The organism is Enterobacter cancerogenus, from assembly GCF_019047785.1.
GTDB classification, from domain to species: Bacteria; Pseudomonadota; Gammaproteobacteria; order Enterobacterales; family Enterobacteriaceae; genus Enterobacter; species Enterobacter cancerogenus.
Genome location: NZ_CP077290.1, coordinates 2,868,891 through 2,893,499, shown reverse-complemented (window position 1 = coordinate 2,893,499; position 24,609 = coordinate 2,868,891). Strand labels below are relative to the sequence as shown.

The 24,609-nt window shown below is 56.3% G+C and carries 22 protein-coding genes and 4 tRNA genes; 5 read left to right on the top strand and 21 right to left on the bottom strand.

The annotated features are described in order from the left end of the window. Positions 1-70 precede the first annotated feature (70 nt). From yigB to lptM, 5 genes are read right to left on the bottom strand one after another with little or no spacing between them, the layout of a single operon-like run. The gene (gene yigB, locus I6L58_RS13635; protein WP_006179240.1) at positions 71-787 is read right to left on the bottom strand and encodes a 5-amino-6-(5-phospho-D-ribitylamino)uracil phosphatase YigB; all 717 of its coding nucleotides are present in this window, start codon (positions 785-787) and stop codon (positions 71-73) included. Next, complete coding sequence (gene xerC / locus I6L58_RS13630) at positions 787-1,689, bottom strand: tyrosine recombinase XerC (RefSeq protein ID WP_088209480.1); 903 nt, start codon at positions 1,687-1,689, stop codon at positions 787-789. The genes yigB and xerC overlap by 1 nt, the downstream gene beginning before the upstream one ends. Then, entirely contained in the window at positions 1,686-2,393 is a 708-nt protein-coding gene (locus tag I6L58_RS13625; protein ID WP_088209479.1) for a DUF484 domain-containing protein, read from the bottom strand. Before I6L58_RS13625 ends, xerC begins: the two co-directional genes overlap by 4 nt. After that, complete coding sequence (gene dapF, locus I6L58_RS13620; protein WP_042322730.1) at positions 2,390-3,214, bottom strand: diaminopimelate epimerase; 825 nt, start codon at positions 3,212-3,214, stop codon at positions 2,390-2,392. The genes I6L58_RS13625 and dapF overlap by 4 nt, the downstream gene beginning before the upstream one ends. Positions 3,215-3,250: 36 nt before the next feature. Beyond that, entirely contained in the window at positions 3,251-3,454 is a 204-nt protein-coding gene (gene lptM, locus I6L58_RS13615; RefSeq protein ID WP_042322724.1) for an LPS translocon maturation chaperone LptM, read from the bottom strand. 135 nt (positions 3,455-3,589) lie between these two features. On the opposite strand from lptM, the gene cyaY reads away from it, so the two are divergent. Beyond that, positions 3,590-3,910 (top strand): iron donor protein CyaY, encoded by a 321-nt coding sequence (gene cyaY, locus I6L58_RS13610; RefSeq protein ID WP_006179235.1) that lies wholly within the window; start codon positions 3,590-3,592, stop codon positions 3,908-3,910. A 91-nt stretch (positions 3,911-4,001) separates the two neighbouring features. Here the strand turns inward: cyaY and cyaA are convergent, their stop codons facing one another. Further along, entirely contained in the window at positions 4,002-6,542 is a 2,541-nt protein-coding gene (cyaA, locus tag I6L58_RS13605) for a class I adenylate cyclase (RefSeq protein WP_042322721.1), read from the bottom strand. A 349-nt stretch (positions 6,543-6,891) separates the two neighbouring features. Between cyaA and hemC the strand changes: the two genes are divergently transcribed. From hemC to hemY, 4 genes are read left to right on the top strand one after another with little or no spacing between them, the layout of a single operon-like run. Further along, a complete protein-coding gene (gene hemC, locus I6L58_RS13600; protein ID WP_042322718.1) occupies positions 6,892-7,833 on the top strand; it encodes a hydroxymethylbilane synthase in 942 nt (313 codons plus the stop codon). Continuing rightward, positions 7,830-8,579 (top strand): uroporphyrinogen-III synthase, encoded by a 750-nt coding sequence (gene hemD / locus I6L58_RS13595; RefSeq protein ID WP_006179232.1) that lies wholly within the window; start codon positions 7,830-7,832, stop codon positions 8,577-8,579. The genes hemC and hemD overlap by 4 nt, the downstream gene beginning before the upstream one ends. A gap of 12 nt (positions 8,580-8,591) precedes the next feature. Beyond that, entirely contained in the window at positions 8,592-9,785 is a 1,194-nt protein-coding gene (hemX, locus tag I6L58_RS13590; RefSeq protein ID WP_088209478.1) for a uroporphyrinogen-III C-methyltransferase, read from the top strand. Positions 9,786-9,787: 2 nt separating this feature from the next. After that, positions 9,788-10,987, top strand: a complete 1,200-nt coding sequence (gene hemY, locus I6L58_RS13585; RefSeq protein ID WP_042322715.1) for a protoheme IX biogenesis protein HemY — start codon at positions 9,788-9,790, stop codon at positions 10,985-10,987. Between the two features lie 541 nt (positions 10,988-11,528). Here hemY and I6L58_RS13580 read toward each other — a convergent pair. The 15 genes from I6L58_RS13580 to wecA all read right to left on the bottom strand — a co-directional run bounded on the left by I6L58_RS13580 (position 11,529) and on the right by wecA (position 24,479). Beyond that, positions 11,529-11,605: transfer RNA gene (locus I6L58_RS13580), tRNA-Pro, on the bottom strand. Between the two features lie 46 nt (positions 11,606-11,651). After that, positions 11,652-11,737 (bottom strand) — tRNA-Leu (locus tag I6L58_RS13575). Positions 11,738-11,759: 22 nt separating this feature from the next. Beyond that, a tRNA-His gene (locus tag I6L58_RS13570) sits at positions 11,760-11,835 on the bottom strand. Positions 11,836-11,899: 64 nt separating this feature from the next. Further along, a tRNA-Arg gene (locus tag I6L58_RS13565) sits at positions 11,900-11,976 on the bottom strand. Between the two features lie 102 nt (positions 11,977-12,078). Next, positions 12,079-13,464 (bottom strand): bifunctional threonine/serine APC transporter ThrP, encoded by a 1,386-nt coding sequence (thrP, locus tag I6L58_RS13560; protein ID WP_088209477.1) that lies wholly within the window; start codon positions 13,462-13,464, stop codon positions 12,079-12,081. A gap of 196 nt (positions 13,465-13,660) precedes the next feature. Next, positions 13,661-14,401, bottom strand: coding sequence for a lipopolysaccharide N-acetylmannosaminouronosyltransferase (wecG, locus tag I6L58_RS13555; protein ID WP_058610836.1), 741 nt, complete (start codon positions 14,399-14,401; stop codon positions 13,661-13,663). Between the two features lie 12 nt (positions 14,402-14,413). Then, on the bottom strand, positions 14,414-15,766 hold the full coding sequence (gene wzyE / locus I6L58_RS13550) for an ECA oligosaccharide polymerase (protein WP_088209476.1): 1,353 nt from the start codon (positions 15,764-15,766) through the stop codon (positions 14,414-14,416). Then, on the bottom strand, positions 15,763-16,842 hold the full coding sequence (locus I6L58_RS13545; RefSeq protein ID WP_006179226.1) for a TDP-N-acetylfucosamine:lipid II N-acetylfucosaminyltransferase: 1,080 nt from the start codon (positions 16,840-16,842) through the stop codon (positions 15,763-15,765). The genes wzyE and I6L58_RS13545 overlap by 4 nt, the downstream gene beginning before the upstream one ends. Continuing rightward, positions 16,839-18,089 carry a lipid III flippase WzxE gene (gene wzxE / locus I6L58_RS13540; RefSeq protein ID WP_006179225.1) on the bottom strand — a complete coding sequence of 417 codons (1,251 nt, stop codon included), beginning with the start codon at positions 18,087-18,089 and terminating at the stop codon, positions 16,839-16,841. Before wzxE ends, I6L58_RS13545 begins: the two co-directional genes overlap by 4 nt. A gap of 1 nt (position 18,090) precedes the next feature. Then, positions 18,091-19,221: a dTDP-4-amino-4,6-dideoxygalactose transaminase gene (rffA, locus tag I6L58_RS13535; protein ID WP_088209500.1), complete on the bottom strand. Its 1,131-nt coding sequence runs from the start codon at positions 19,219-19,221 to the stop codon at positions 18,091-18,093. A 4-nt stretch (positions 19,222-19,225) separates the two neighbouring features. After that, the gene (gene rffC / locus I6L58_RS13530) at positions 19,226-19,903 is read right to left on the bottom strand and encodes a dTDP-4-amino-4,6-dideoxy-D-galactose acyltransferase (protein ID WP_088209475.1); all 678 of its coding nucleotides are present in this window, start codon (positions 19,901-19,903) and stop codon (positions 19,226-19,228) included. Next, the gene (gene wecC / locus I6L58_RS13525; protein ID WP_006179222.1) at positions 19,900-21,162 is read right to left on the bottom strand and encodes a UDP-N-acetyl-D-mannosamine dehydrogenase; all 1,263 of its coding nucleotides are present in this window, start codon (positions 21,160-21,162) and stop codon (positions 19,900-19,902) included. The genes rffC and wecC overlap by 4 nt, the downstream gene beginning before the upstream one ends. Continuing rightward, a complete protein-coding gene (gene wecB / locus I6L58_RS13520) occupies positions 21,159-22,289 on the bottom strand; it encodes a non-hydrolyzing UDP-N-acetylglucosamine 2-epimerase (RefSeq protein ID WP_088209474.1) in 1,131 nt (376 codons plus the stop codon). The genes wecC and wecB overlap by 4 nt, the downstream gene beginning before the upstream one ends. Positions 22,290-22,304: 15 nt before the next feature. Continuing rightward, complete coding sequence (gene wzzE / locus I6L58_RS13515; protein WP_088209473.1) at positions 22,305-23,363, bottom strand: ECA polysaccharide chain length modulation protein; 1,059 nt, start codon at positions 23,361-23,363, stop codon at positions 22,305-22,307. Between the two features lie 12 nt (positions 23,364-23,375). After that, positions 23,376-24,479 carry a UDP-N-acetylglucosamine--undecaprenyl-phosphate N-acetylglucosaminephosphotransferase gene (gene wecA / locus I6L58_RS13510; protein ID WP_088209472.1) on the bottom strand — a complete coding sequence of 368 codons (1,104 nt, stop codon included), beginning with the start codon at positions 24,477-24,479 and terminating at the stop codon, positions 23,376-23,378. Positions 24,480-24,609 lie beyond the last annotated feature (130 nt).

Below are 24,609 nucleotides of genomic sequence, written 5' to 3'. Positions count from 1 at the left end.
GCCCGTTGGCGCTTCGCTTACCGGGCCTCCAACTGCAAAACCCTGGTAATTTATACAGAACAATTGATGATTATATCAGCGTCGTGAGGGATGCCAACCGCGAAATTTCGATGTGCGGCAGAAGACGACCGTCGGACGCGGTCATCAGATCGGCATTTTCCGGCTTGATCCAGCAGGCCTGCATGCCACAGCGGATCGCCCCCGCCACGTCCGTGGTCAGGTCATCGCCAACGTGCAGGATTTCGCCGAGCGGCAGGTTCAGCTTTTCCGCCGCCAGGTGATACATGTCGTTGAACGGCTTCGAGCGCCCGTGCGGGCCGGCGCGCAGCACGAACTGAAAATACTCTCCAAGCCCAAAGAGTTCGGGCTGGGCATTGCCGTTGGTGATGGCCACCAGCGGCCACTTTTCGGCCAGTTTTGCCAGCGTGTCGTGGGTCTCCTGCGGCACGTCGATGCGGCTGCGCCATTTGGCGAAGTTTGCCATCGAAGCGTCAGCGCCAATCGCCGCGTCGCGCGCGCTCAGCCCGGCGTTGAGCATCGCCTGCTCAACCGCACGGCGTCGCCACTCGGTCACGTCGTGGTAAATATCCGGCTCGGTTTCGCGCAGGGACTGACGCAGCTGCTGGAAGTCTTTGTTCTGCATCGTTTTCAATGCGGGATGGTAGTTTTGCACAAACGCCAGCGACTCCTGCTCGGTGCGCAATATCACCGGACGGTTGTCATACAAAGTGTCATCAAGGTCGAACGTGAGTGCTGAAATCTGGCCGAGTGGGCGGTAAAAACGCATTATTTCCCCCGTTTGGCGCGTGGATGCGCCGCGTCATACACCGAGGCAAGGTGCTGAAAGTCTAAGTGGGTATAGATTTGTGTGGTCGATAAATTGGCGTGGCCGAGAAGCTCCTGCACGCCGCGCAGATCGCCGCTCGACTCCAGCATGTGGGTCGCAAACGAGTGGCGCAGCTTGTGTGGGTGAACGTGGCTGTTCAACCCCTGTTTGATGCCCCACTCGGCAAAACGCTTCTGCACGTTACGCGCCGAGATACGCTTGCCGAGCTTCGACAGAAATAGCGCATTTTCTTCCGCGCCAAACAGCCCACGCAGATCCAGCCAGTGTTCAATCCACGAAACCGCGTTGCGGCCAATCGGCAGGCGGCGCTCTTTGCTGCCTTTGCCCATCACCCACACTTCGCCGGATTCAAGATCGAGGTGTTTCAGGTCGAGGTTAACCAATTCGGACAAACGCAGCCCGGCACCGTACATCACCTCCAGCATCGCGCGGTCACGCACGGCCAGCGGATCGTTAAGATCGATATCCAGCAGACGATTCACATCATCCACATCGATATTTTTAGGCAGATGGCGCGGGGCTTTTGGCGTGGCAATGCCTTTTGCCGGATTGGCTTTTAAGACGCCCTGGCTGACCAGCCAGTCGAAAAAGCTGCGTAACGCAGAGAGGCGCAGCGCCAGGCTCGCAGGGCTTAACTTTTTTTTACGGCTACGCACCACAAACCCGCGCACCGTCGCGGCGTCACATTGTTGCCAGCTTTTCAGGCCGATTTCACCGGCAATCTGCATGATGGCATCAAGCTGACGCTGATAGTTCAGCAGCGTAACAGGGCTAAGCTGGCGTTCTACACCGAGATAGCGCAAAAAGCGCGTGACGTCGGTGGCAAGCAGGGCATCCGTCATATGCGTTCAATCCAGCGCTCCAGCAGCTCGGGCAGCATGAGCGCAATTTCCTGCAGCAGGTGCGTGCCCTGGCCTTGCTCATAGTGATGAGCATCGCGGCTGGTAAACAGGATGACGCCCAGGTCGCCTTCACGGCCCATCAGTGACATCGCCACCGAGCCAATGGCTTTCGCTTCCGGCAGTACCACCAGCAGTTCTGGTCCGTTTAGCGGCCCGAGATAGTGATGTTCATGCCCGAGGCGCTGAATACGTAGCGGTTCAAATGCCTGGCGGCTCAGCGCCAGATGGGTAAACCCGGACGGCGCGCCGATACGCCAGCGGTCGGGGAAAAGACGAATCGTTGCGCCCGCCAGACCCAGCTCGCGCGCCCAGCGATGAAAGCGGCTCAGGAACTCATCAAGGCTGTGCGCCGAGGCCAGACGCGCCTGCAGGTTCAACAGCCGATAGAACAGGCTCTCGTTGTTGTTGGCCTGCTCCATGAGCATCGTCATGTTCTCTTCGAGCTGATGGATGTGGTTGCGCGCACGTGCCATGTGCCATTCGACCAACGACACCGTACCCCGTACCGGATGTGGCACACGCATCTGTTCGACGACGCGTGCATTGCGAATAAAGAACTCAGGATTGTTCAGCAGATAATCAACAACAGCGCTGTCGTCCAGCTCCATCACCGTTTCCTGCAGTTCTTCCCCTGGTTGTTTCATAGATGGATAAACCCGTCATAGACATGTGCCGCCGGGCCTGTCATATACAGTGGCTGACCCGGTCCTTTCCAGGCGATATCAAGACGACCGCCCGGTAATTCCACGCGAACCTCTTCTGCCAGTAACCCCTGGGAGATGCCGACGGCAACCGCCGCACAGGCACCGCTTCCGCAGGCCTGGGTTTCGCCCGCGCCGCGTTCGTAAACCCGCAAACGGATGTGCTCGCGCTTCACCACCTGCATAAAACCGATATTGGCCCGCTCAGGAAAACGGTCGTGGCTCTCAAGCACCGGGCCGAGCGTTTCAACCGCAGCGGTTTCAACATCATCCACCTGAATCACGCAGTGCGGGTTACCCATCGAGACGACGCCGCACAATACTGTCTGCTCGGCAGCCCGCATGATATAGGTCTTTTCCGCTTTGTTCGCGCGAAACGGCACGGCGGAAGGCTCGAAGTTTGGCTCGCCCATATTCACGCGCACCAGCTCGTCGTCAGTGACGCTTAACACCATCCGACCGTTTGCCGTGCTGACGCGAATATCGCGTTTGTTGGTCAACCCTTTCAGGCGGACAAAGCGGGCAAAGCAGCGTGCGCCGTTGCCGCACTGTGACACTTCGCTGCCGTCCGCGTTGAAAATGCGATAGTGAAAATCGAGGTCGGGATCGTACGGCGGCTCGACCACCAGCAGCTGATCAAACCCCACGCCCAGATGCCGATCTGCCAGGCGGCGGATCAGCTCCGGGGAGAAAAAGACATTCTGCGTTACCGCGTCGACGACCATAAAATCGTTGCCAAGGCCATGCATTTTAGAGAACTGCATCATCATGCTCCACTGCGCGGGTACAGAACGAAATTGTCAGATATTGACCTGAGTCGGACCGCCATTGTCGCCACGATCGTTCGTATTCGGCGTTGAAGACTCGATGCCACTTTGCACAGGTTTGGTCGGCGGCGGTGCGGTTTTATCCGCAGGCGGGAAGTAAAGCGGCCCTTTCAGCCCGCAGCCGGTCAGGCTGAACAGCGTGATGAGAACAGCAAGCGTTCGGAAGACGTTTTTCATTATAAAGTTGCCCGTAAATTCAAATCTGTTTCTATCATCGCAGGAGAAGACACAAAAGCAAGAGTTTGCCGCTTTCCTGCAACGGGAATTATTTAGCGTTATACTGCCGCCATCACGAAAAACAGGAACAACACCATGAACGACAGTGAATTCCATCGCCTTGCCGACACCCTGTGGATGACCATCGAAGAGCGTCTTGACGACTGGGATGGCGACAGCGATATCGATTGTGAAATCAACGGCGGTATCCTGACCTTAAGCTTTGAGAACGGCAGCAAAATCATTATTAACCGCCAGGAGCCGCTTCACCAGGTCTGGCTGGCGGCCAAACAGGGCGGCTACCATTTCGATCTGAAAGGTGACGAGTGGGTGTGCGACCGCAGCGGCGAAACGTTCTGGGATCTGCTGGAGCAGGCGGCGACGGCGCAGGCGGGTGAGACCGTCAGTTTCAGGTAGTTTTGTTGCCGGGTGGCGCTGCGCTTACCCGGCCTACGGGTTCGGGCTGTTGTAGGCCCGGTAAGGCGTAGCCGCCACCGGGCTCACGAAATCAGGAGAAATACTGCTGCAACAGCGGCGCGGTATCCTGGTTTGCCGGCACCGGTGCGATAGCCTGGGTGCGGAACGGAATCACCTGCGCGCGCCCGTCCACGTTCACAATCTGGTAGAACTGCGGCAGGTTGAAGTTGATAAAGCTCGAGCCGTAGGTAAAGCGGTCGTGCGAGGATGAATAGAAGCGGCTGACGTCGCGCACCAGCTCCTCTTTGCTGCCTTCGCAGTGGTGATACACCTCTGCGCGGTTGGTTTCATCCAGAATATAGATATTGAAACCGGCATCCTCACCTGACTCTTCAAAGAAGAACTGAATAATCCCTTCGCTGGCGAAGCCGTCCACCACCTGCGGCAGTTTGACGTGGTTGGTTTCCACCTGCACCGACAGGCCGTGCAGCTTGTTGTGCGAAATCGCGCCGTAAAACTCAATGGCGTTTTCCAGCTTCTGCACCGACACGTTCAGGCGTTCGAAGAACAGCCCCCACGTCTGGCCCGAAACGCGCAGCGCCTTAAAGCGGCCCGTTTCATGGCGGGTACTGGAGAGGCGCAGTTCGATACATTCAGACACCAGCTGCTGCACCCGGGTACGGATCAAGCCGCGCAGGTGCTGGCTATAGCAGAACACCTCAACGCTGTCCGGCGGCGCGGCGTCCTGGTGCATCTTACCGAGGATCGTTTTCAGCGCTTCAATCATCGCCTGCTCGCCGTTGAAATGCAGGGTACGCACTTCGTTCCACGAGTTGCGGTAAAGCAGATCGACGCTGCCGACCAGGCAGTTTTGCTGCTCGCCAAAGCTAAAGACGTCCAGCTTGCGGAAGTCAAAATGCACCACCTGATTGCGGAAGGCCGCCGTCGGGTCGTATTCCAGATTGACGATGATCGCCAGATGGCGAATCTCACACGGGCTGTAGAGCGCTTTTGGCGTCGGCGCAGGCAGGCGCAGCGGGAAGTGGTGCGAAACATCCGCCACCATCTCCTGCAGCTTGGCGAGATCAACCACCTCGTTGCCTTTGATAAACAAGCGGGTGCGCGAGGTCAGCAGGCCGTTAAACCAGGCCCACGCCACCAGCTTGTTCAGGTAACGGTTATATTCCAGCGGCTGATGGCTGATGATGGAGTCCATGCTTGGCGCACGGTTGTACAGATACCACCCGGTACGGTTCGCGCGGCCCGGCGGCACATAGATAAAGGTCAGGTTAGGTTCTGACAGGTCCGGTGAAATTTGCGGGTTCACCAGGGTGACTTTCCCTGGCAGTGCTTCAAACGCGGCGTACAGTTTACGGGTCAACACCCCGATATCCTGCGGGCTGGCGGAAACGCTGAGGTTGTTACGGCGCGCAAAGCGGATCAGGTTACGGTAGCTTTGCATCATGGCATCGAGCAGTTCGTTGTGCGCTTCACGCACCTGGTCGATTTTCCAGTTGGCGCGGTTGTCGAGCATCGACAGACGCTCTTCGTCCCATCCCCACTCTTTAACTAACTGACTGACCACTTCACGACGCCAGCCAACGCATGCGCGTTCGCGGCTGAGTTTTTCACAGACTTTGAGATAGAAACATCGACGTACCAGGTCAAGGCGCGTGTGGTCGTCGATGGCTTTCAGGTATTCGGTGACGCGTTCGAGCATCATGCAGTAAGCATCCAGCCCGTAGGAGACGATTTCTCCGTCGTGCAGACGCTGTTTGATGTCTTTCGCCAGCAGACGCGGCGTAGGGTATTCCCAGGAATAGGCTTCCAGCAGCAGGGTTTTCAGCACGGCTTTATACGGCGAGTCGATGCTTTTATAGAGCTGCCAGAGGCTTGCGCCGAAGTACTCTTCTGCGGAAAGGGAGCTCAGGCCGCCCAGGTCCAGCCACTCGTTTGGCGTCAGGACACCCTGCGAGTAGAGCGACATCACGTAATCGTCGTAATGCTCTTCTTCATTGCACGGCACCATATTCCACAGAATACGCTTACCGGCCAGGCGAACGGCGGTACGGTAGAACTCGTCCAGCAATAAGATGTGCTGCGTTGAGCCGCAGTCTTCACCACCCAGACTGCCGCTCTCATTATGGCGGAAACGGTTTTCATCAATCAGGAAGAAGCTAACTTCCACGCCGAGCGAGGCCGCCCAGCTTTCAAGCAGGCTGCATTTACGCTGCAACAGCTGGCGTTCGTCGTTATCAAGCCAGGCCTGATGACAAACCCAAATATCGAGATCAGACGAACAGCTTTGCCCTACCGATGAGGTACTTCCCATGGAGTAAACACCGGTAATCGGCAGTTCACCTTTCGGCGATTCCTGCGGCGGCATACCGCGATAGAGTTCGAGTTCGGTCAGGTAATGCTGTTGGGTTTCATCAGGCGTGAAGAGGCAAATGCCCTGGGGAACGTTACCATCAAGGTAGCCCGGCATCAGCGGATGGTGATAGTGCAATAATGTCGGCAGCAGACTGTAAACCTGTTGGAAAGCAGGTCCCATGGCAGCAAGCGCGCGATCCACACGCAGTTGATTTATGGCATCCAGTCTCTGTTTAAGAGTCTCAATATAGAGGTACAAGACGTATCGCCTGATGTTCCCGGGCGTCACTGGCTATTCCAGAATCGAATAACCGCGGGCCCGCAGTATTTCAAAAAGATAACCGTTACCCTTTTTCGCCCTTATCTTTATGGTGGTACAGACGAAAAAATGGTCTAAAACGTGATCAATTTAACACCTTGCCGGTTGACCGTAAAGAAAGATGCGCTACATACAAGTGTAGCACCGTTCTGTACGTGTAAATTCCTGAATACGGCTGTGGCTGATGCATGCGCAGCCCTGTCCCTCTTCTTACGTCGTCACCGTAAAACTGCCATCCGAGTGTCAACAATGTTAGGATGGTTAGTGATTGATAATGACGGTAACAAGCATGTTAGACAATGTTTTGAGAATTGCCACACGCCAAAGCCCCCTTGCGCTCTGGCAGGCACATTATGTTAAGCAGCGCCTTGAAGCCTGCCATTCCGGATTACGCGTCGAACTGGTGCCAATGGTCACGCGCGGCGATGTGATCCTTGATACACCGCTGGCCAAGGTCGGTGGGAAAGGCTTGTTCGTCAAAGAGCTGGAACTGGCATTGCTTGAAAACCGCGCCGATATCGCCGTGCATTCGATGAAGGATGTGCCCGTTGAGTTCCCGCAAGGGCTGGGGCTGGTGACCATCTGCGAGCGTGACGATCCGCGCGATGCGTTTGTCTCTAACCACTATGATTCGCTTGATGCGATGCCGGTAGGCAGCGTGGTTGGCACGTCCAGTTTACGTCGCCAGTGTCAGTTGGCTGAACGCCGGCCAGACCTGGTCATCCGTTCGCTGCGCGGCAACGTTGGCACGCGCCTCGGCAAGCTGGATAACGGCGAATATGATGCGATTATCCTCGCCGTGGCGGGGCTGAAGCGCCTTGACCTGGAATCACGTATCCGCGTGGCGCTGCCGCCCGAGTTTTCCCTTCCGGCCGTGGGCCAGGGTGCCGTGGGCATTGAGTGCCGCCTGGACGATGATCGCACGCGTGCGCTGCTCGCGCCGCTGAACCACGACGACACCGCGATCCGCGTAAAAGCCGAACGCGCAATGAACACCCGCCTCGAAGGGGGATGTCAGGTGCCCATTGGCAGCTATGCTGAATTAAGCAATGGCGAGCTGTGGCTGCGCGCGCTGGTTGGCGCGCCGGACGGCTCGCAGATGGTTCGCGGTGAACGCCGCGGCAAGCCGCAGGACGCCGAGGCGCTTGGCGTGTCGCTGGCAGAAGAGTTGCTCAATAACGGCGCGCGTGAAATTCTGGCCGAGGTCTATAACGGAGAACCCCCAGCATGAGTATTCTTGTCACCCGCCCTTCTCCCGCAGGGGAACAATTAGTGAGCCGTTTGCGCGCACTGGGGCGGGTGGCCTGGAGTTTTCCGCTGATTGAGTTCTCTCCTGGCCGGCAGCTTTCGATGCTTGCCGACCAGCTACATACCCTTCGGGAAGGCGATTTGCTCTTTGCCTTGTCGCAACACGCCGTGGATTTTGCCCATGCGCAGCTGCAACAGCAGCAGCGCGACTGGCCTGCAGCACCGCGCTATTTCGCCATCGGGCGCACCACCGCCCTGGCCCTGCATACCGTTAGTGGAAGCGAAATTCTCTACCCGTTAGATCGGGAGATCAGCGAAGTCTTGCTACAATTACCTGAATTACAAACTATTGTCGGGAAACGTGCGCTGATACTGCGCGGTAATGGCGGGCGTGAACTGCTGGGTGAAACGCTGCGCGCACGCGGGGCTGACGTAACGTTTTGCGAATGCTATCAGCGCTGCGCAAAACATTATGACGGCGCGGAAGAGGCCATGCGCTGGCATACGCGCGGGATTAACACCCTGGTGGTGACCAGCGGTGAAATGCTGCAACAGCTTTGGACACTTATTCCGCAATGGTATCGTGAAAACTGGTTACTCCGCTGTCGGCTTCTGGTCGTCAGTGAGCGTCTGGCGAACCAGGCCCGGGAACTGGGCTGGCAAGATATTCGGATCGCTGATAACGCCGACAACGATGCGCTGCTGCGCGCATTACAACAACTCTCATAATGGGAAGCCATAATGACGGAACACGAAAAATCATCCGCCGTGGTTGAAGAGACCAGGGAAACTGTGGATCTGACCCCACAGCCAGAGACGACTGAAAAGGCCGCTGAGAAGAAAACCGGCAGCAACAAAACCAGCCTCGCGCTGAGCGCCATTGCCATCGCGATAGCGCTGGCCGCAGGCGTAGGCCTGTATGGACTGGTGAAGCAACAAGGCACTCACCAGACGGCGACCAGCGATGCGCTCGTCAGCCAGTTGACCGCGCTGCAAAAAGCACAGGAAGCGCAAAAAACCGAGCTGGAAGGCGTGATCAAACAGCAGGCCACCGCGCTGGCTGATGCCAACAGCAAGCAACAGGCGTTGACTAAACAGCTGGATGAAGTGCAGCAGAAGGTCGCCACCATCTCCGGTACCGATGCGAAAACCTGGCTGCTTTCACAGGCCGATTTCCTGGTGAAGCTGGCCGGGCGTAAGCTCTGGAGCGATCAGGACGTCACCACCGCTGCCGCGCTGCTGAAAAGCGCCGATGCGAGCCTGGCAGACATGAACGACCCAAGCCTTATTACCGCGCGTCGTGCGATTACCGAAGATATCGCCAGCCTCTCCGCCGTTTCACAGGTGGATTATGACGGCATCATCCTGAAGGTTAATCAGCTCTCCAACCAGATTGATAACCTGCAGCTGGCCGATAACAACGACGACGACTCCCCGATGGACTCCGACGGCACGGAGCTGTCCAGCTCGCTCAGCGAATGGCGCGTGAACCTGCAAAAAAGCTGGCAGAACTTTATGGATAGCTTCATTACTATCCGCCGCCGCGATGAAACCGCCGTCCCGCTGCTTGCGCCGAATCAGGATATCTACCTGCGCGAGAACATTCGCTCCCGCCTGCTGGTTGCCGCACAGGCCGTGCCGCGCCATCAGGAAGAGACCTACAAGCAGGCGCTGGACAACGTCTCCACGTGGGTGCGCGCTTACTACAATACTGACGATGCTACTACCACCGCGTTCCTGGAAGACATCGACACGCTGAGCCAGCAGAACATCACCATGAACGTGCCGGACAAACTGTCCAGCCAGCCGATTCTGGAAAAGCTGATGCAAACGCGCGTGCGCAACCTGCTGGCACAGCCGGGCGTTGCGGCTGAACCGAATACCGCCGCGCCTGCCGCCGCGCCAGCGCCTGAAAGCGCACCACAAGGAGAGTGATCATGTTAAAAGTCCTCTTGCTCTTCTTACTGTTGATCGCCGGGATCGTCCTTGGGCCTATGCTGGCGGGACATCAGGGTTACGTCCTGATCCAGACCGACAACTACAACGTTGAAACCAGTGTGACCGGGTTAGTGATCATCCTGATCCTCGGCGTTGTGGTGCTGTTTGCCGTTGAGTGGATCCTGCGCCGTATTTTCCGCACCGGCGCGCATACTCGCGGCTGGTTCGTTGGCCGCAAGCGTCGTCGTGCGCGTAAGCAAACCGAGCAGGCGCTGCTTAAGCTCGCCGAAGGCGATTATCAGCAGGTTGAAAAGCTGATGTCGAAAAACGCCGACCACGCCGAGCAGCCGGTGGTTAACTACCTGCTGGCCGCAGAAGCTGCGCAGCAGCGTGGAGATGAAGCGCGCGCCAACCAGCATCTGGAGCGCGCGTCTGAGCTGTCTCCTAAAGATCCTATTCCGGTTGAGATCACCCGCGTTCGCCTGCAGCTGGCCCGTAATGAAAACCATGCAGCACGCCACGGCGTTGACCGACTGCTGGAAATTACGCCGCGCCACCCGGAAGTGCTGCGCCTTGCTGAACAGGCCTACATCCGTACCGGCGCGTGGGGCTCGCTGCTGGACATCATCCCGTCGATGGCGAAAGCCGACGTCGGCGACGATGAGCATCGTGACGAACTTCAGCGTCTGGCGTGGATTGGCCTGATGGACCAGGCGCGTGCCGACCTGGGCAGCGACGGTCTGAAAACCTGGTGGAAGAATCAGAGCCGCAAAACACGCCAGCAGATCCCTCTGCAGGTGGCGATGGCGGAACACCTGATTGAGTGTGACGACCACGACACCGCTCAGGAGATCCTCCTCGACGGCCTGAAGCGCCAGTACGACGATCGTCTGGTGATGGTGATCCCGCGCCTGAGAACCAATAACCCAGAGCAAATCGAAAAAGTGTTGCGCCAGCAGATCAAAACCGTGGGCGACCGTCCGCTGCTGTGGAGCACGCTGGGCCAATCGCTGATGAAGCACGGTGAATGGCAGGAAGCGAGCCTGGCCTTCCGCGCGGCGCTGAAACAGCGTCCGGACGCGTTTGACTACGCCTGGCTTGCTGATTCGCTGGATAAACAGCATAAGCCGGAAGAGGCCGCAGCCATGCGGCGCGACGGGCTGCTGCTAACGCTGCAGAATAACGGTACACAGCCGTAATGAAAAAGGAGGCCAGACGGCCTCCTTTTTTTTGCCCATAAAAAAACGCCTGCTATAAAAGCAGGCGTTAAAACAGGTCTGTAAGACAACATATTTGGTGCTTCACTCAACGTTGTGTCCATGGTGTTTGATGAGGCCGAAGCGACATCTGTCAGTGGACGATAAGCACCGTAAACGGCTCTGCGTCATTCCTGAGTTTATGAGGCACTAAAGCGAACATAAGAGATGGAATGAGCATCTACACGTATATTATTGCACGTAACGTGCCAACGTTACACGAAGAACTTTTACATTGCGCAACATTTTAAGATAAAAGGAATTTTCGGCGATAAGTACCGTCTTATCGCGCATCCCACACCTGAAAATGAGCTGAAGTGTCGCTCAAAAACGACAGTAATAGCGTCTAAAAAAATTATTGAGTTATTTCATGAAGTTAGTTGTCGCTGAAACGCGACATTCAGACACAGCGCTGTCGGGGAATGGCTACAGGGGAGAATAAACCGCAGAAAACAAAAAACCCCGCCGAAGCGGGGTTCAAAATTGGTCGGCGAGAGAGGATTCGAACCTCCGACCCACTGGTCCCAAACCAGTTGCGCTACCAAGCTGCGCTACTCGCCGATGTACTGCTTTTTTGAATTTTTAGTTCAATTCATTTTAAAAGTCGTGGTGCGAGGGGGGGGACTCGAACCCCCACATCCAAAGGACACTAACACCTGAAGCTAGCGCGTCTACCAATTCCGCCACCTTCGCAATTCACAACTCTTTCAAATAATGGGGTGGCTAATGGGATTCGAACCCACGACAACTGGAATCACAATCCAGGGCTCTACCAACTGAGCTATAGCCACCACTGTATTCTTTCACGCGGTACTGACTACTTCTCAGACCACCGCAGCTCCAGCACCGGGTTAATGGTGCGCCCGACAGGATTCGAACCTGAGACCTCTGCCTCCGGAGGGCAGCGCTCTATCCAGCTGAGCTACGGGCGCTTAGCGCCGTTGCGGGGCTGGATATTACGTACCTCCGTCCCCGCTGTCTAGTGCTTTTTTGAAAAATATGCGCGTTTGGTTATGGTTTGCACATTTTGCCGCTTAATCCTCCACTTTCTGCGTGGTCACGCGGCGTCCCAGGCCAAAAAGCTTATAAGCAACCGTCACGGCGGCAAGGAAGATAATCCCGACAAACAGCGACATGCGGGTATCTTCATTAAAGTACATCCCGATTAATACGCAAATCAGGAAGGCCATCGTTAAATAGTTCGCATACGGGAACAGAATGGAGCGGAACGGGTGGCTGGCAATCGCCTTTTTATGCGCCTGACGAAAACGCAGCTGGCTAATCAGGATAACAAACCACGGGATCATCCCCGGCAGCACGCTGGCACTGTAGACGTAAACGAACACGCGCTGCGGGTTAGGAATAATGTAGTTCAGGCATGAGCCAATCAGCAGGATGCCAATCGAGACCGCCACGCCCGCCACCGGAACGCCCGCACGCGACACTTTGCCCATTGCTGCCGGCAGCTGGTTATTTTTAGCCAGCGCGTAAAGCATGCGGCCACAGCTGTACATTCCGCTGTTACAGCCGGACAGCGCCGCGGTCAGAACCACGAAGTTGATGATGCCTGCCGCCGCCGTGATGCCAATCTTCGCGAAGGTTAAGACAAACGGGCTGCCGGTGGTGCCGATTTCGTTCCACGGGAAGATGGTCACGATAACGAAAATCGCGCCCACGTAGAAAATGAGAATACGCCATAACACTTTACCGACCGCGCTACGCAGCGTGACCTGCGGGTTTTTCGCTTCACCCGCGGTGATACCGATAAGCTCAACGCCCTGATACGACGCCACAACGATACACAGCGCCGTCAGGAAACCTTTCCAGCCCCCGGCGAAGAAACCGCCATGCTCGGTCAGGTTGCTAAAGCCGATCGCGTGTCCGTCGTTGCCAAATCCGAAGAAGATCACCCCGAGGCCGACCACAATCATGACGATAATGGTGGTGACTTTGATCATCGCGAACCAAAACTCAATTTCACCGTAAAGCCGCACGGCGGCAAGGTTCGCCAGCGCCACCAGCCCCACGGCGATGAGCGCAGGTATCCACTGCACCATATCCGGGAACCAGAACTGGACGTAGACCCCTATCGCGGTGATCTCCGAAATGCCTACCGCCATCCACATAAACCAGTACGACCACGCCGTCAGGTAGCCGAAGAACGGGCTCATATAACGGTGCGCATAAACGGCGAATGAACCGGTTACCGGCTCCAGAAAGAGCATTTCGCCCATGGAACGCATGATGAAGAAGACGAACAGCCCGGCGATGATGTACGCCAGCAGTACGGAAGGTCCAGCCCATTTGAGCGTACTCGCGGAGCCCATAAAGAGGCCGACGCCGATCGTCCCGCCCAGGGCGATCAATTCAATATGTCGAGCTTCCAGCCCACGCTGTAGCTCCGGTTTTTTCTCTGCCATAAATCCTCGGTTGTGTTTGCTGTTTCCCGGCTTTTTGCCGGTTATTATTTTTTAGGGGTACTGAAATACGGGCGAATGGTTTCTCAAAATCGGGCAAATGGCAAACGATGCATTAAAAAAATGAATGCATTGCACATAAACGCAGCAGTTTTGCAGGGGAGTTGCAGCGCGACCAGCATATCGCGCTACATTTTGATTACATTTTCCCGGTGTAGTGCCAGGAGAGGTAGCGCAGCAGGCGAATCTGTCGTTTGATGCGCGTCGGCTGTGAGAGCAGGCGATACAGCCACTCCAGCCCGAGGTTTTGCCAGACCTTCGGTGCACGCTTAACGTGGCCGGTAAAGACGTCATAGGTACCGCCAACGCCCATGTACAACGCATTCGGGCAGACCAGACGACAATCGCGCATCAGGATCTCCTGACGCGGAGAGCCCATCGCCACGGTGACGATTTTCGCCCCGCTGTCCCGCACGCGCTCGAAAAGCGCCTGCCGATCGTCCGGTTTGAAGTAACCGTCCTGAAGACCCACAATATTAACATTCCACTGGCTGCGCAGCTTCTGCGCCGTCTGGGCGAGCACCTCTGGCTTACCGCCAATCAGGAATACCGGCGTGCCCTCTGCGCCCGCGCGCGCCATCAGCTCTTCCCACAGGTCTGCACCCGCCACGCGCGATACATTAGCACCAGGAAACTTTTTGCGGATGGAGCGCACCACGCTAATACCGTCGGCATATTTAAACTCGGCAGCCTCAATCAGGCTTTTCACTTCCGGGTTATCTTCGACCGCCAGCATTTTTTCTGCGTTAATCGCCACCAGCGTGCCCGATTTCATCTGCCCGTCCGCGAACAGAAAATCCAGCGCATGCTGCATATCACGCCAGCCAATAAGCTGCAGACCGCGCAGCGCGTAGCGTGGCGCGGAGGTTGTATCCGTCATGACAATCCCTACTCAGACTTCCGACAGCGTTGTGCTGCCCCGTGGCTCGCGTCTGTGTACCAGCCCTGCACTGTCAAACAACCAGTACAGCAGTTTGGCCAGCAGCAGACAGATACCGAAAACGACCATAAAAAAGACGACGCGTGAGACAAACGAATCCAGCCCCTCACGCGCCAGAACGATCATATTGAAAATGGCACCAAAACAGAAACTGTGCAAAATCGCCGCTTTGTAGCGGTTCGTCTCCTCCAGGCCGCGCACATAGAGCCAGTCAAACCATTTGATTATCAGCCCTACCGCAACCGCCCCTGGCAGAATGAACCAGGTTCCTCCCATCACCACCAGCGAACCAATCAGCGTGGGTGAGATAGCCAGCCCGGAATGGTTATTCAGCACTTCCCAGGTAAAGTAGTTCGCCGTGTTAAGCACTACGCCAGGCCGATCCGGCCACAGCCAGGTCGGAATAAAGACGTAGAAGTCGCGGACAATGGGCGCTAAGCCCTGGAAATCGATTTTGTCGTAGTTCTGCAGCAGCAGCGCCAGGTTTTCCCATGGCGAGAACGTGTCGCGCGTCAGGTACAGGAAGGTGTAGAACGCCTCGTCACCGGCCACGTTCAGGCCGTAGCGTTTAAGCGCCAGCCAGAACATCCCGACAATACCGAACACCCCTGCCGCTGCCAGCATCCATAAGGAGATCCAGCCGCGAATGATGCCGATAAACAGGAAGATGGCGAAGGCAATAATGATATTGGCGCGCGTTCCGCCGACGATCATGTAGGTCAAAATGCCGAACGCCACGGTGCTCACGAGGAAGAACAGCCAGGCTTTGCTGTCCTGACGGAGAAAAAAGACCACCAGCATCGCCGGGATGAAGAAGTAGAAGAAGCGCTTAAGCGCAACGCCTGACACTTCTGCCGAAAATATCTGGCTGTAGGATTGCAGCTTGAACAGCAGAAAACCGTTGTGCATGAAGAAGATGCCCACGCTTACCAGCGCAATGGTCATCAGCATCACCCACGTCAGGTGCGTCTCTACCCGGTTCATGGTGAATAACGCCCGACGGGGTGCAGTCGCTTTGACCGGGCGCAGGCGCGTTTTATAGGTGACGTAATACACCGCGTAGAAACAGGTTGCTGATAACAGCGCCTGAAGCAGGATTTCCGGGGGCGCGACGCCCACATCAAAACGGAAGACCAGAATGCTGGTCAGCGGGAAACCGAAATAGAAGGTCAGCAGAAACAGCAGCGAGAAAAAGACGTTGAAGTTAAAGCGTACGCGACGGAACTCAAACCAGGTCAGCGTGGCGATAAACAGCGTGCTCAGCAGCCAGACCACCAACAAGCCGCTAAATTGCAACTGGCTCATGCGTTATCTCCTGACGCGATACGCAGCGCGCGATGCCACGGCGTGAGGTAGTTCGGGCTGAAGAAGTCGATGGCATTTTTATCCACCAGCGCCAGCTGACGCTGGGCTTCCCGCACCACCTTTTCATTAAGAGTGTCTGTGGTGAACAGAACCGGGATATCTTGTTCCGCCATGTCCTGCCAGAACGGATTCTCGCGGTTGAGCACACACGGGATGCCAGCCTGAATCAGCAGACACAGCGTACCAATCCCCTGCTGACGGGCAAAGATGAAATAGCCTAAATCGCACTTTCTCAACAGCGCAAGATAGTCATCAAACGCCAGCTTATCGCGCAGAATAGTCAGGTTTTCAGCGCTAAAGAGCGCGAGACCCTGCTGGCTCACTTCGTCAATATAAGCATCGTTATTGGCCGGGTAGCCCATCGGCACCACGACGTTGACCGTATCACCAAACTGCTGATGTACCGCCCTGAGCGCCGCCACGTGTTCGTTACTGCGATCGCCGGAGTTACCCACCAGGATGGTCAGCTTGCCGTCGCGCACCGTATCGTTAGCCATCGTGTTGAGCGCCGGGTTCATCCGCGTCGGAAAATAGAGCAGTTCACCGCGCACGCCAGGGTGCTGTTTGGCAAAGTAATTGAGATCGCCGCGGGTAGCGAATACGCAGCCTACGCGCCCTTGCGCCATGCGGCGCAGCGGATAGAAAAGGCGGAATTTCAACCCACGGGACACTTCGTAGAGATCTGCACCCCAGATATGCCAGCTGCACTGAGAGGGCTTGATCCCGCCGCTCAGCAGCGCCAGCCACAGACCAGTATTAAACTGTCCGTGAAAGAAGAAGCGCTGCTCGCGATCCGCTTTGGCTTTGGCAACCACCGCCTTCGCCAGCGCCGCTTTGTCCGGCCAGAAGGTCATGTTGAGTGCCGGACACGCCGCGCTCAGGCCGCTATCCTGGCCTGCAACCATAAACTCGCGTGCATCGGGCGTGCCGGGTGCCAGTTCATCATTAAAGAACCGCAGAACGGTCTGGTTATGGTGTGGGATATCTGACCCCAGTATGTGAATCAGTGCAGTCATGCGCGTCTACGCCAAAGTAAAAATACGCCGCAACAGGCAGCGAAATAAACGATATAGGTTGCCATATAGGCCTGAGCGGCGCCCAGCGCACCCTGGGTTGGGATCAGCCAGTGAGAGAATGCCGTCAGGAGCGCAAACTGGCTAATCTCTGCCAGGATATACAGCCGCAACGAGGCTTTCGCAATCACCAGATAACCGAAAACGTAAGCACCCACTTTCAGTACATCACCGATCAGCTGCCACGCGAACAGGTCGCGCATGGCGGCAAACTTCGCGGAGAAGAGCAGCCAGATGGCGACATCACGCAAGAGCCAGACGGTGAAACTGGCGGCCGCGACGGCGGGTAACACAAAACGCAGGGAGCGGACAATCTCGCGGGTAATGTCTCTCTTTTCGGTCAGGCGCGATAAGGTTGGCAGCAAATAGACGCTAAAGGAAGCCGTTATAAATTGGAGGTATGCGTCGGAAATACTGCTTACGCCCTGCCAGATACCCACTTCATCCCAGCTGTAGTGCGCTGCGAGGAGGTTTCGCATCATCACGTAGGCCACGGGCAGCGTGACGGAGGTAATAAGCGCCATCAGGGTAAATTTCCCAAGCTGACCAGCCAGTACCTTGTCCCACTGCGGCTTGAGGTAACGAAGAGGAATATCGCCTCTGCGTATCAGCATAAATGCGGCCGGGATAACCACCAGCGCAGGCACAAGCGCCAGTCCCAGCAGCGCCCCTTCATAGCCACCCAGGCGATAGCAGAAGTAGTAGGCAATCACGCCGATGATGCTGCCGAGGATCAGCGCCAGCGCGTTTCCGGCGGCATCACGGAAGCCCTTCATTAGCGCCAGCAGCAGGTTTGCCCAGGCGATACCCATCTGCACCAGCGCAACCAGGCGAATCAACCCCTGGAAGTGGGTATGTCCAAACAGGCCCTGACTGATGGGCGCTGCGGCCAGCAAAAATACCGCAGCCAGCAGCGTTGAAAAGCCCAGCACCATGGCGGACGAGGTGCCCACGACGGTGCGCAATTTTTCGGCGTCATCATGGTACTGTGCGACGTATTTGGTCACACCGTTGAATATCCCGGCCCCCGCCAGCACGCCCAGCACCGTCACCAGCTGGCGGAAGTTGCCCGCCAGACCAACCCCGGAAGGGCCAAAGGAGACGGCCAGCAGCTTGACGACCAGTAACCCGGCACCAATTTTGACGAGTGTGGACGCAGCGGTCCACATCGATGCTTTTGCCAGAGACATATCAGCCGAAATAACTCTGAAGGGTGTTGATGACCGTACGTTGGTTAACTGGCTCAAGATTGTAAAAGAGCGGCAAGCGAAGCAAACGCTCACTTTCTTTGGTGGTGTAACGGTCTTCACCGGCAAACACGCCAAACGCTTCACCGGCAGGGCTGGAGTGCAGCGGAATGTAGTGGAACACTGCCAGAATTTCAGCCTCTTTCAGCCAGGCAATCAGGCCGCTGCGATCGTCGTTATCGCGCAGCTTGATGTAGAACATATGGGCGTTGTGGACACAATCCGCCGGAATGGTCGGCAGCTCAATGCGCCCCGCTTTAGCCAGCGGTGCCAGCGCGTCGTAATAGGTTTGCCACAGGGAGAGGCGTTGCAGGTTAATGCGCTCTGCCGCCTCGAGCTGCGCCCAAAGATAGGCAGCCTGAAGGTCAGCCATCAGGTAGCTGGAGCCGATATCGCGCCAGGTGTATTTGTCTACCTGCCCGCGGAAGAACTGGCTGCGGTTGGTGCCTTTTTCGCGGATCACTTCTGCGCGTTCAACCAGGGCGCGATCGTTAATCAGCGTCGCTCCCCCTTCGCCACCGGCGGTGTAGTTTTTGGTTTCGTGGAAGCTAAAGCAGCCGATATGGCCGATAGTGCCCAACGCACGCCCTTTGTAGGTGGACATCACGCCCTGAGCGGCATCTTCCACCACGAACAGATTATGCTTTTTGGCAATCGCCATGATCGTGTCCATTTCACAGGCCACGCCCGCGTAGTGAACCGGGACAATCACCCGCGTTTTGTCGGTGATCGCCGCTTCGATCAGCGATTCGTCGATGTTCATGGTGTCGGGGCGGACATCGACAAACACAATTTTGGCACCGCGCAGGACAAACGCGTTCGCCGTGGAGACGAAGGTGTAGCTCGGCATGATCACTTCATCACCGGGCTGGATATCCAGCAGCAGAGCCGCCATTTCCAGGGAGGCGGTACAGGACGGCGTCAGCAGCACCTTGGCGCTGTGGAAACGCTGTTCCATCCACTGCTGGCAGCGACGGGTAAAGCCTCCGTCACCGCAGAGCTTGCCGCTGCCCATAGCAGACTGCATGTAGTCGAGTTCCGTACCGACGACGGGGGGGGCGTTAAATGGGATCATCATGTCACCTGTATAGCCAGTAAGCGGTGGCGTCAACGTTGGCCCCACTCGCAATATAACGTTTCAGCGCGGCGGTGTTGCCCATCTGGGTCGCCACCCGCAGCGTCGAGCATTCCTGTTGCTGCGCCCAGTACAGCGCGGCCTGCATCAGTTTTTCTCCCATGCCGCGCCCGGCAAGCAGCCCGATACGCGCGTCATGCTCATTCAACTTACGCAGCGAGACAAAGCCCTGAATCTGGCCGCCCGCCGCGCGAAAAACCAGACAAACGTGGTCGAATGTGCCTCGGACGGCATTTTCGATCCACTGGGCGTAAAAGCGTCCGCTGTCCTGGGGCGCATACCAGGGCGCGCGAAAGCGGCTCCGGGCAAACGCCTGCTCAGCCAGCTGGCGCAGCGCCGGGATATCCCGCTCTGTCGCCACTTCTGCGCCTGGCGAAGCGTGGCGGGCGATCGACAGGGAGAGATCAACCTCGCCTTCGACCAGACGGAAACCGCGCTGCTGAAGCGCGTCCAGCAGGTCGGCGCGGTCCGCCGGGATTTTAGCCTGTACCCGTTCCCAGGCAGCGAAATCCACCTCGGTGAGCGCAGGGGCATTTTCACTCAGACGGACAATCGCCGTGGGAAGCGCAAAAAAGGCGCTTTCCCACTGAAGAGACTCAAGCGCGCCGTAGAGTTCACTCAACGCCAGACACCTTTGGTATCAACCACATACTGCTGGCGCACGGCATCACCGGCGATCGCTTTAAAATCTTTGTGATCGACCAGCAGCACCAGCACATCCGCCGTTGCCAGCGCGGCGTCTAAGGCGGTCAGCGTGCAGTGTCCCGCCAGTTTTGCCGGCAGCTCATGGATGTTTGGTTCCACCACCAGCGTTTCACCGCTGTGCCATCCGGCAATCATTTCGGCAATTTCCATTGCCGGGCTTTCGCGCAGATCGTCGATGTTTGGCTTGAAGGCCAGGCCGAAGCAGGCGATTTTCAGTTCGCTGGCGCGTTTACCGCTCTCTGCCAGACAGTCTGCCACAGTGGCTTTAACCTGGTTCAGTACCCAGTGCGGTTTACTGTCGTTCACTTCGCGCGCGGTACGGATCAGGCGCGCCTGGTCCGGATTTTGCGCGACGATAAACCATGGGTCTACCGCGATACAGTGGCCGCCCACGCCCGGACCCGGCTGGAGGATATTCACGCGCGGGTGACGGTTCGCCAGGCTAATCAACTCCCACACGTTAATGCCCTGATCGGCACAAATCAGCGACAGTTCGTTGGCAAAGGCGATGTTGACGTCGCGGAAGCTGTTTTCCGTTAGCTTGCACATCTCGGCGGTGCGGGAGTTGGTCACCACGCATTCGCCTTCAAGGAAAATCTTATACAGCTCGCTGGCGCGTGCGGAACAGGCGGGCGTCATGCCACCAATCACGCGGTCGTTTTTAATCAGTTCAACCATGACCTGGCCCGGCAACACGCGCTCCGGGCAGTAGGCGATATTGATATCGGCCTGTTCACCGGCCTGCTGCGGGAAGCTCAGATCGGGGCGGGCGTCCGCCAGCCACTGCGCCATTTGTTCGGTTGCGCCTACCGGCGAGGTGGATTCCAGAATCACCAGCGCGCCTTTTTTCAGCACCGGCGCAATCGATTTGGCCGCGGCCTCGACGTACGCCATATCAGGCTCATGGTCGCCTTTGAAAGGCGTCGGAACCGCAATCAGATACGCATCTGCCGCAACGGGGGTAGTGCTGGCACGCAGGAAGCCGCCATCGACGGCCTCTTTCACCACGCGGTCAAGATCCGGCTCCACGATATGAATTTCGCCACGGTTGATGGTTTCCACCGCGCGCGCATTGATATCCACGCCGACAACCTGCTTTTGACGAGAGGCAAAGGCCGCCGCCGTGGGCAGCCCAATATAACCAAGACCCACGACAGAGATGGTAGTAAAACTCATAGTGATACCCGATTGTGTTTAAGTGCATGCAAAATACGACCACAGGCCTGCCCATCGCCGTACGGGTTATGGGCTTTGCTCATCGCCTGGTACGCTTCTTCATCGTGTAACAGGCGTGTGACCTCTTCGACGATACGCTGCGGATCTGTGCCGACCAGACGTACCGTCCCCGCTTTCACCGCCTCCGGACGCTCCGTGGTTTCTCGCATCACCAGCACCGGTTTGCCAAGCGAAGGCGCTTCTTCCTGAATGCCGCCGGAATCGGTCAGGATCAGCCAGGCGTGGTTCATCAGCCAGACAAACGGCATGTAGTCCTGTGGCTCAATCAGTAAGACATTCTCGACATGACCCAGAATGCGGTTTACCGGCTCGCTGACGTTAGGGTTGAGGTGCACCGGATAGACAATCTGCACATCTTCATTCTGCGCGGCAATTTCGGCCAGCGCATGGCAGATTTGCTCAAAACCCTGACCAAAGCTTTCGCGACGGTGGCCCGTCACCAGAATGGTCTTTTTACCGTTATGTAAAAACGGATAGCGCGCGGCGAGCTCGCTCTGGAGGTCTTTGTTCTCCAGCACCCGATCGCGCACCCAAATCAGCGCATCAATGACCGTATTCCCGGTCACGAAGATTTTGTTATCAGTAATGTTTTCACGCAGCAGATTCTGGCGCGAGTTTTCGGTTGGCGCGAAGTGATACATCGCCAGGTGGCCCGTTAGCGTGCGGTTGGCCTCTTCCGGCCACGGTGAATAGAGATTGCCCGTCCGCAGGCCCGCTTCAACATGCCCGACCGGAATGCGTTGGTAGAATGCCGCCAGGCTGGTCGCCACGGTTGTCGTGGTGTCACCATGCACGAGGACGACGTCAGGCTTATATAACTCCAGAATCGGTTTCAATCCCTCCAGAATCCGGCAGGTGATCTCCGTCAGTCCTTGCCCCGGTTTCATAATATTGAGGTCGTAATCCGGGATAATAGAAAAGAGAGATAAAACCTGATCGAGCATCTCACGGTGCTGGGCAGTCACGCACACTTTCACTTCTATATCAGGATCCCTGGCCAGCGCATGGACCAGAGGCGCCATCTTGATGGCCTCCGGTCTGGTGCCAAATACGGTAAGTACTTTCACATCGATTCTCTTCGATTAGGCGTTCTTATAATTAGTGCGACGACGCGTTAACGCCACGCCAGCGCCAGTCAATGCGCCCACAATCCCCCACATGATCATCAGGAATGCGCGACGCGGACTATCGCGTTTTACAGGTTCTTCAGGCGTTCTTAAGTAACGATAGGTCTGAAAACGCGGATCCAGCGTCGGGCCCACGTTCAGGGTATTGAGCATGGCGCGGTTCTGGTCGTAGTCGAGGTCAAAATCAGGGCCAACGGCCTGGAGATTTTCAAGACGCGCCTGGAGCATTGGACGCCCCAGCAGGAACATTTCGGAATCAGGCAGCTCGTCAGCCGGGACATCGGTCTCGCTGCGGGAAATATTGCGCTGTTCGGCAATTTTCAGCGCCTGCTCCAGGTTATGGACGCGGCGGGTGAAAATGGCTTTTGACACCTCTTCCTGACGTTTAACCTGCGCCTTCATCTGGATGGTGCGCGCCGCCCATGCGCCTTTCAGCTCATCGTTAAGATGGCTCGCCGCACGCTGGCTGGCGAAAGCGACGTACTGACGAAGCAGGTTATTGGCGTCCGGCGCGGTTTCCGCAATCAGCTTCACGCTGTCGTTAACGTTACGCAGGATATCGCCCGGCATAAACTGGATGTTGTTGATCATATCATCCAGCAGCGCGGCATCGGCCTTGCTGTTGCCCACCATGCGTTGCTTGTAGTAATCAGTCTGGGACCAGAAATCACGACGCGTATCCCAGGAGGCCAGCTGCATGACAAACTCTTTGTAGGCTTCATCCATAACGGACGTCTGATCCGGCGTGGCCAGGTTCGCTTTGATATCCAGATTGCGCAGGAACTGCTGCTGGGAATAGAACCCACCTAGCATGTTAACTGTTGGTCTATCTGTTATCGCCGTGGCGCTCCACTCCTGTTTTGCGAAGAAAGTGTACGCAAGCGCAATTAGCGCAAAACCTAATGCTGTTCCAACAATCCACAGTTTGCCCGCCCATAAAACGCGAAACAAGCCACGAATATCCAGCTCATTCTCGTTCATCTCTGATTTTGCTCCTGCCAACGGTTGAGTCATCACAATCCCAGTTTATTTAGTTAAAGTTGGATTATTGCCACTATTTCGACGCATCCTGCGTTTAATACGCTTAATGAAACGCGCAACCCTCCATGCACGTTTAATGCAGTAGCCATACAAAGAAAACGCTAGCAAGAACAATACCAACATTACCCATTCAGGAATAAAGTGGGCGTATTCCGCTGCAACGCCAATGCTCGCAAGGATAGCAGCCGCCAGAGTAATAAGCATGAAAGCCTGACGAGAAGTAAATCCCGCGCGCATGATCAGATGATGAATATGTTGCCTGTCGGCAGAGAAGGGACTCATTCCTTTGCGCAGGCGGCGATACATAATCGCCACCATATCCATTAGCGGAATGGCGATAATCCATAGTGCGGTGACGGGGCTAATCGGGTGAGTTTTACCCTGCGTAGTTTCCAGCAAAACCCATATGATTGTAAAACCGATGAACGTGCTGCCCGCATCACCCATAAAGACTTTATAGCGACGGCCCAATGCGCCGAGATTTAAAAGGATATAAGGCAGAATGGCTGCAATCATGGCAAAGCACCACATCGCAAGGCTGTATTGACCATCGAACCATAAAATCATCCCTATAGCTGCAAACGAGACGCAGGATAGCCCTCCCAGAAGACCATCGATCCCATCGACCATATTGAAGGCATTGATGGCAACCCACACGGCAAAGAGCGTGAGGAAGTAACCGAACGGACCGAGCACCAACTCCCAGGATCCAAAAATGTAGCCCAGACTGCCTAAATGAAGTTTAGCCACAACCATCATAGCGATACCCACGGCAGCCTGAACGAAGGCCCGAATTTTTACGCTGATATCATAACGATCGTCGAGCGCCCCCACGACAACCAGAACCGTCGCGCAGATGAGATAAAGTCTGGCATGAGGAATGTAGTAATCGGTAACAGCGAAAGCGAAGCAGATACCTGCAAAAACGGAGATACCACCCACCAACGGGATCATCCCTTGATGGCGTTTGCGGAAGTTGGGTTTATCCACTAACCCCAGATATTTTGCCACCTTGCGCGCAAGAAACAAAAAGCAGGTGGTGAACAAAAAAATACTGGTTAGTTCAGTAAACGTATCGAGTAGGTTCACAATGGATTTTCTCAACAAATGTCAGTCAAGGGAGTATAACCATGATGGCGCCGGGCCAGAAGGCATAAAGCACATCTCTTGCAACTCCATTTGTTTATTATTCAGTCTATTAATGTTTTTACTGTGCGAA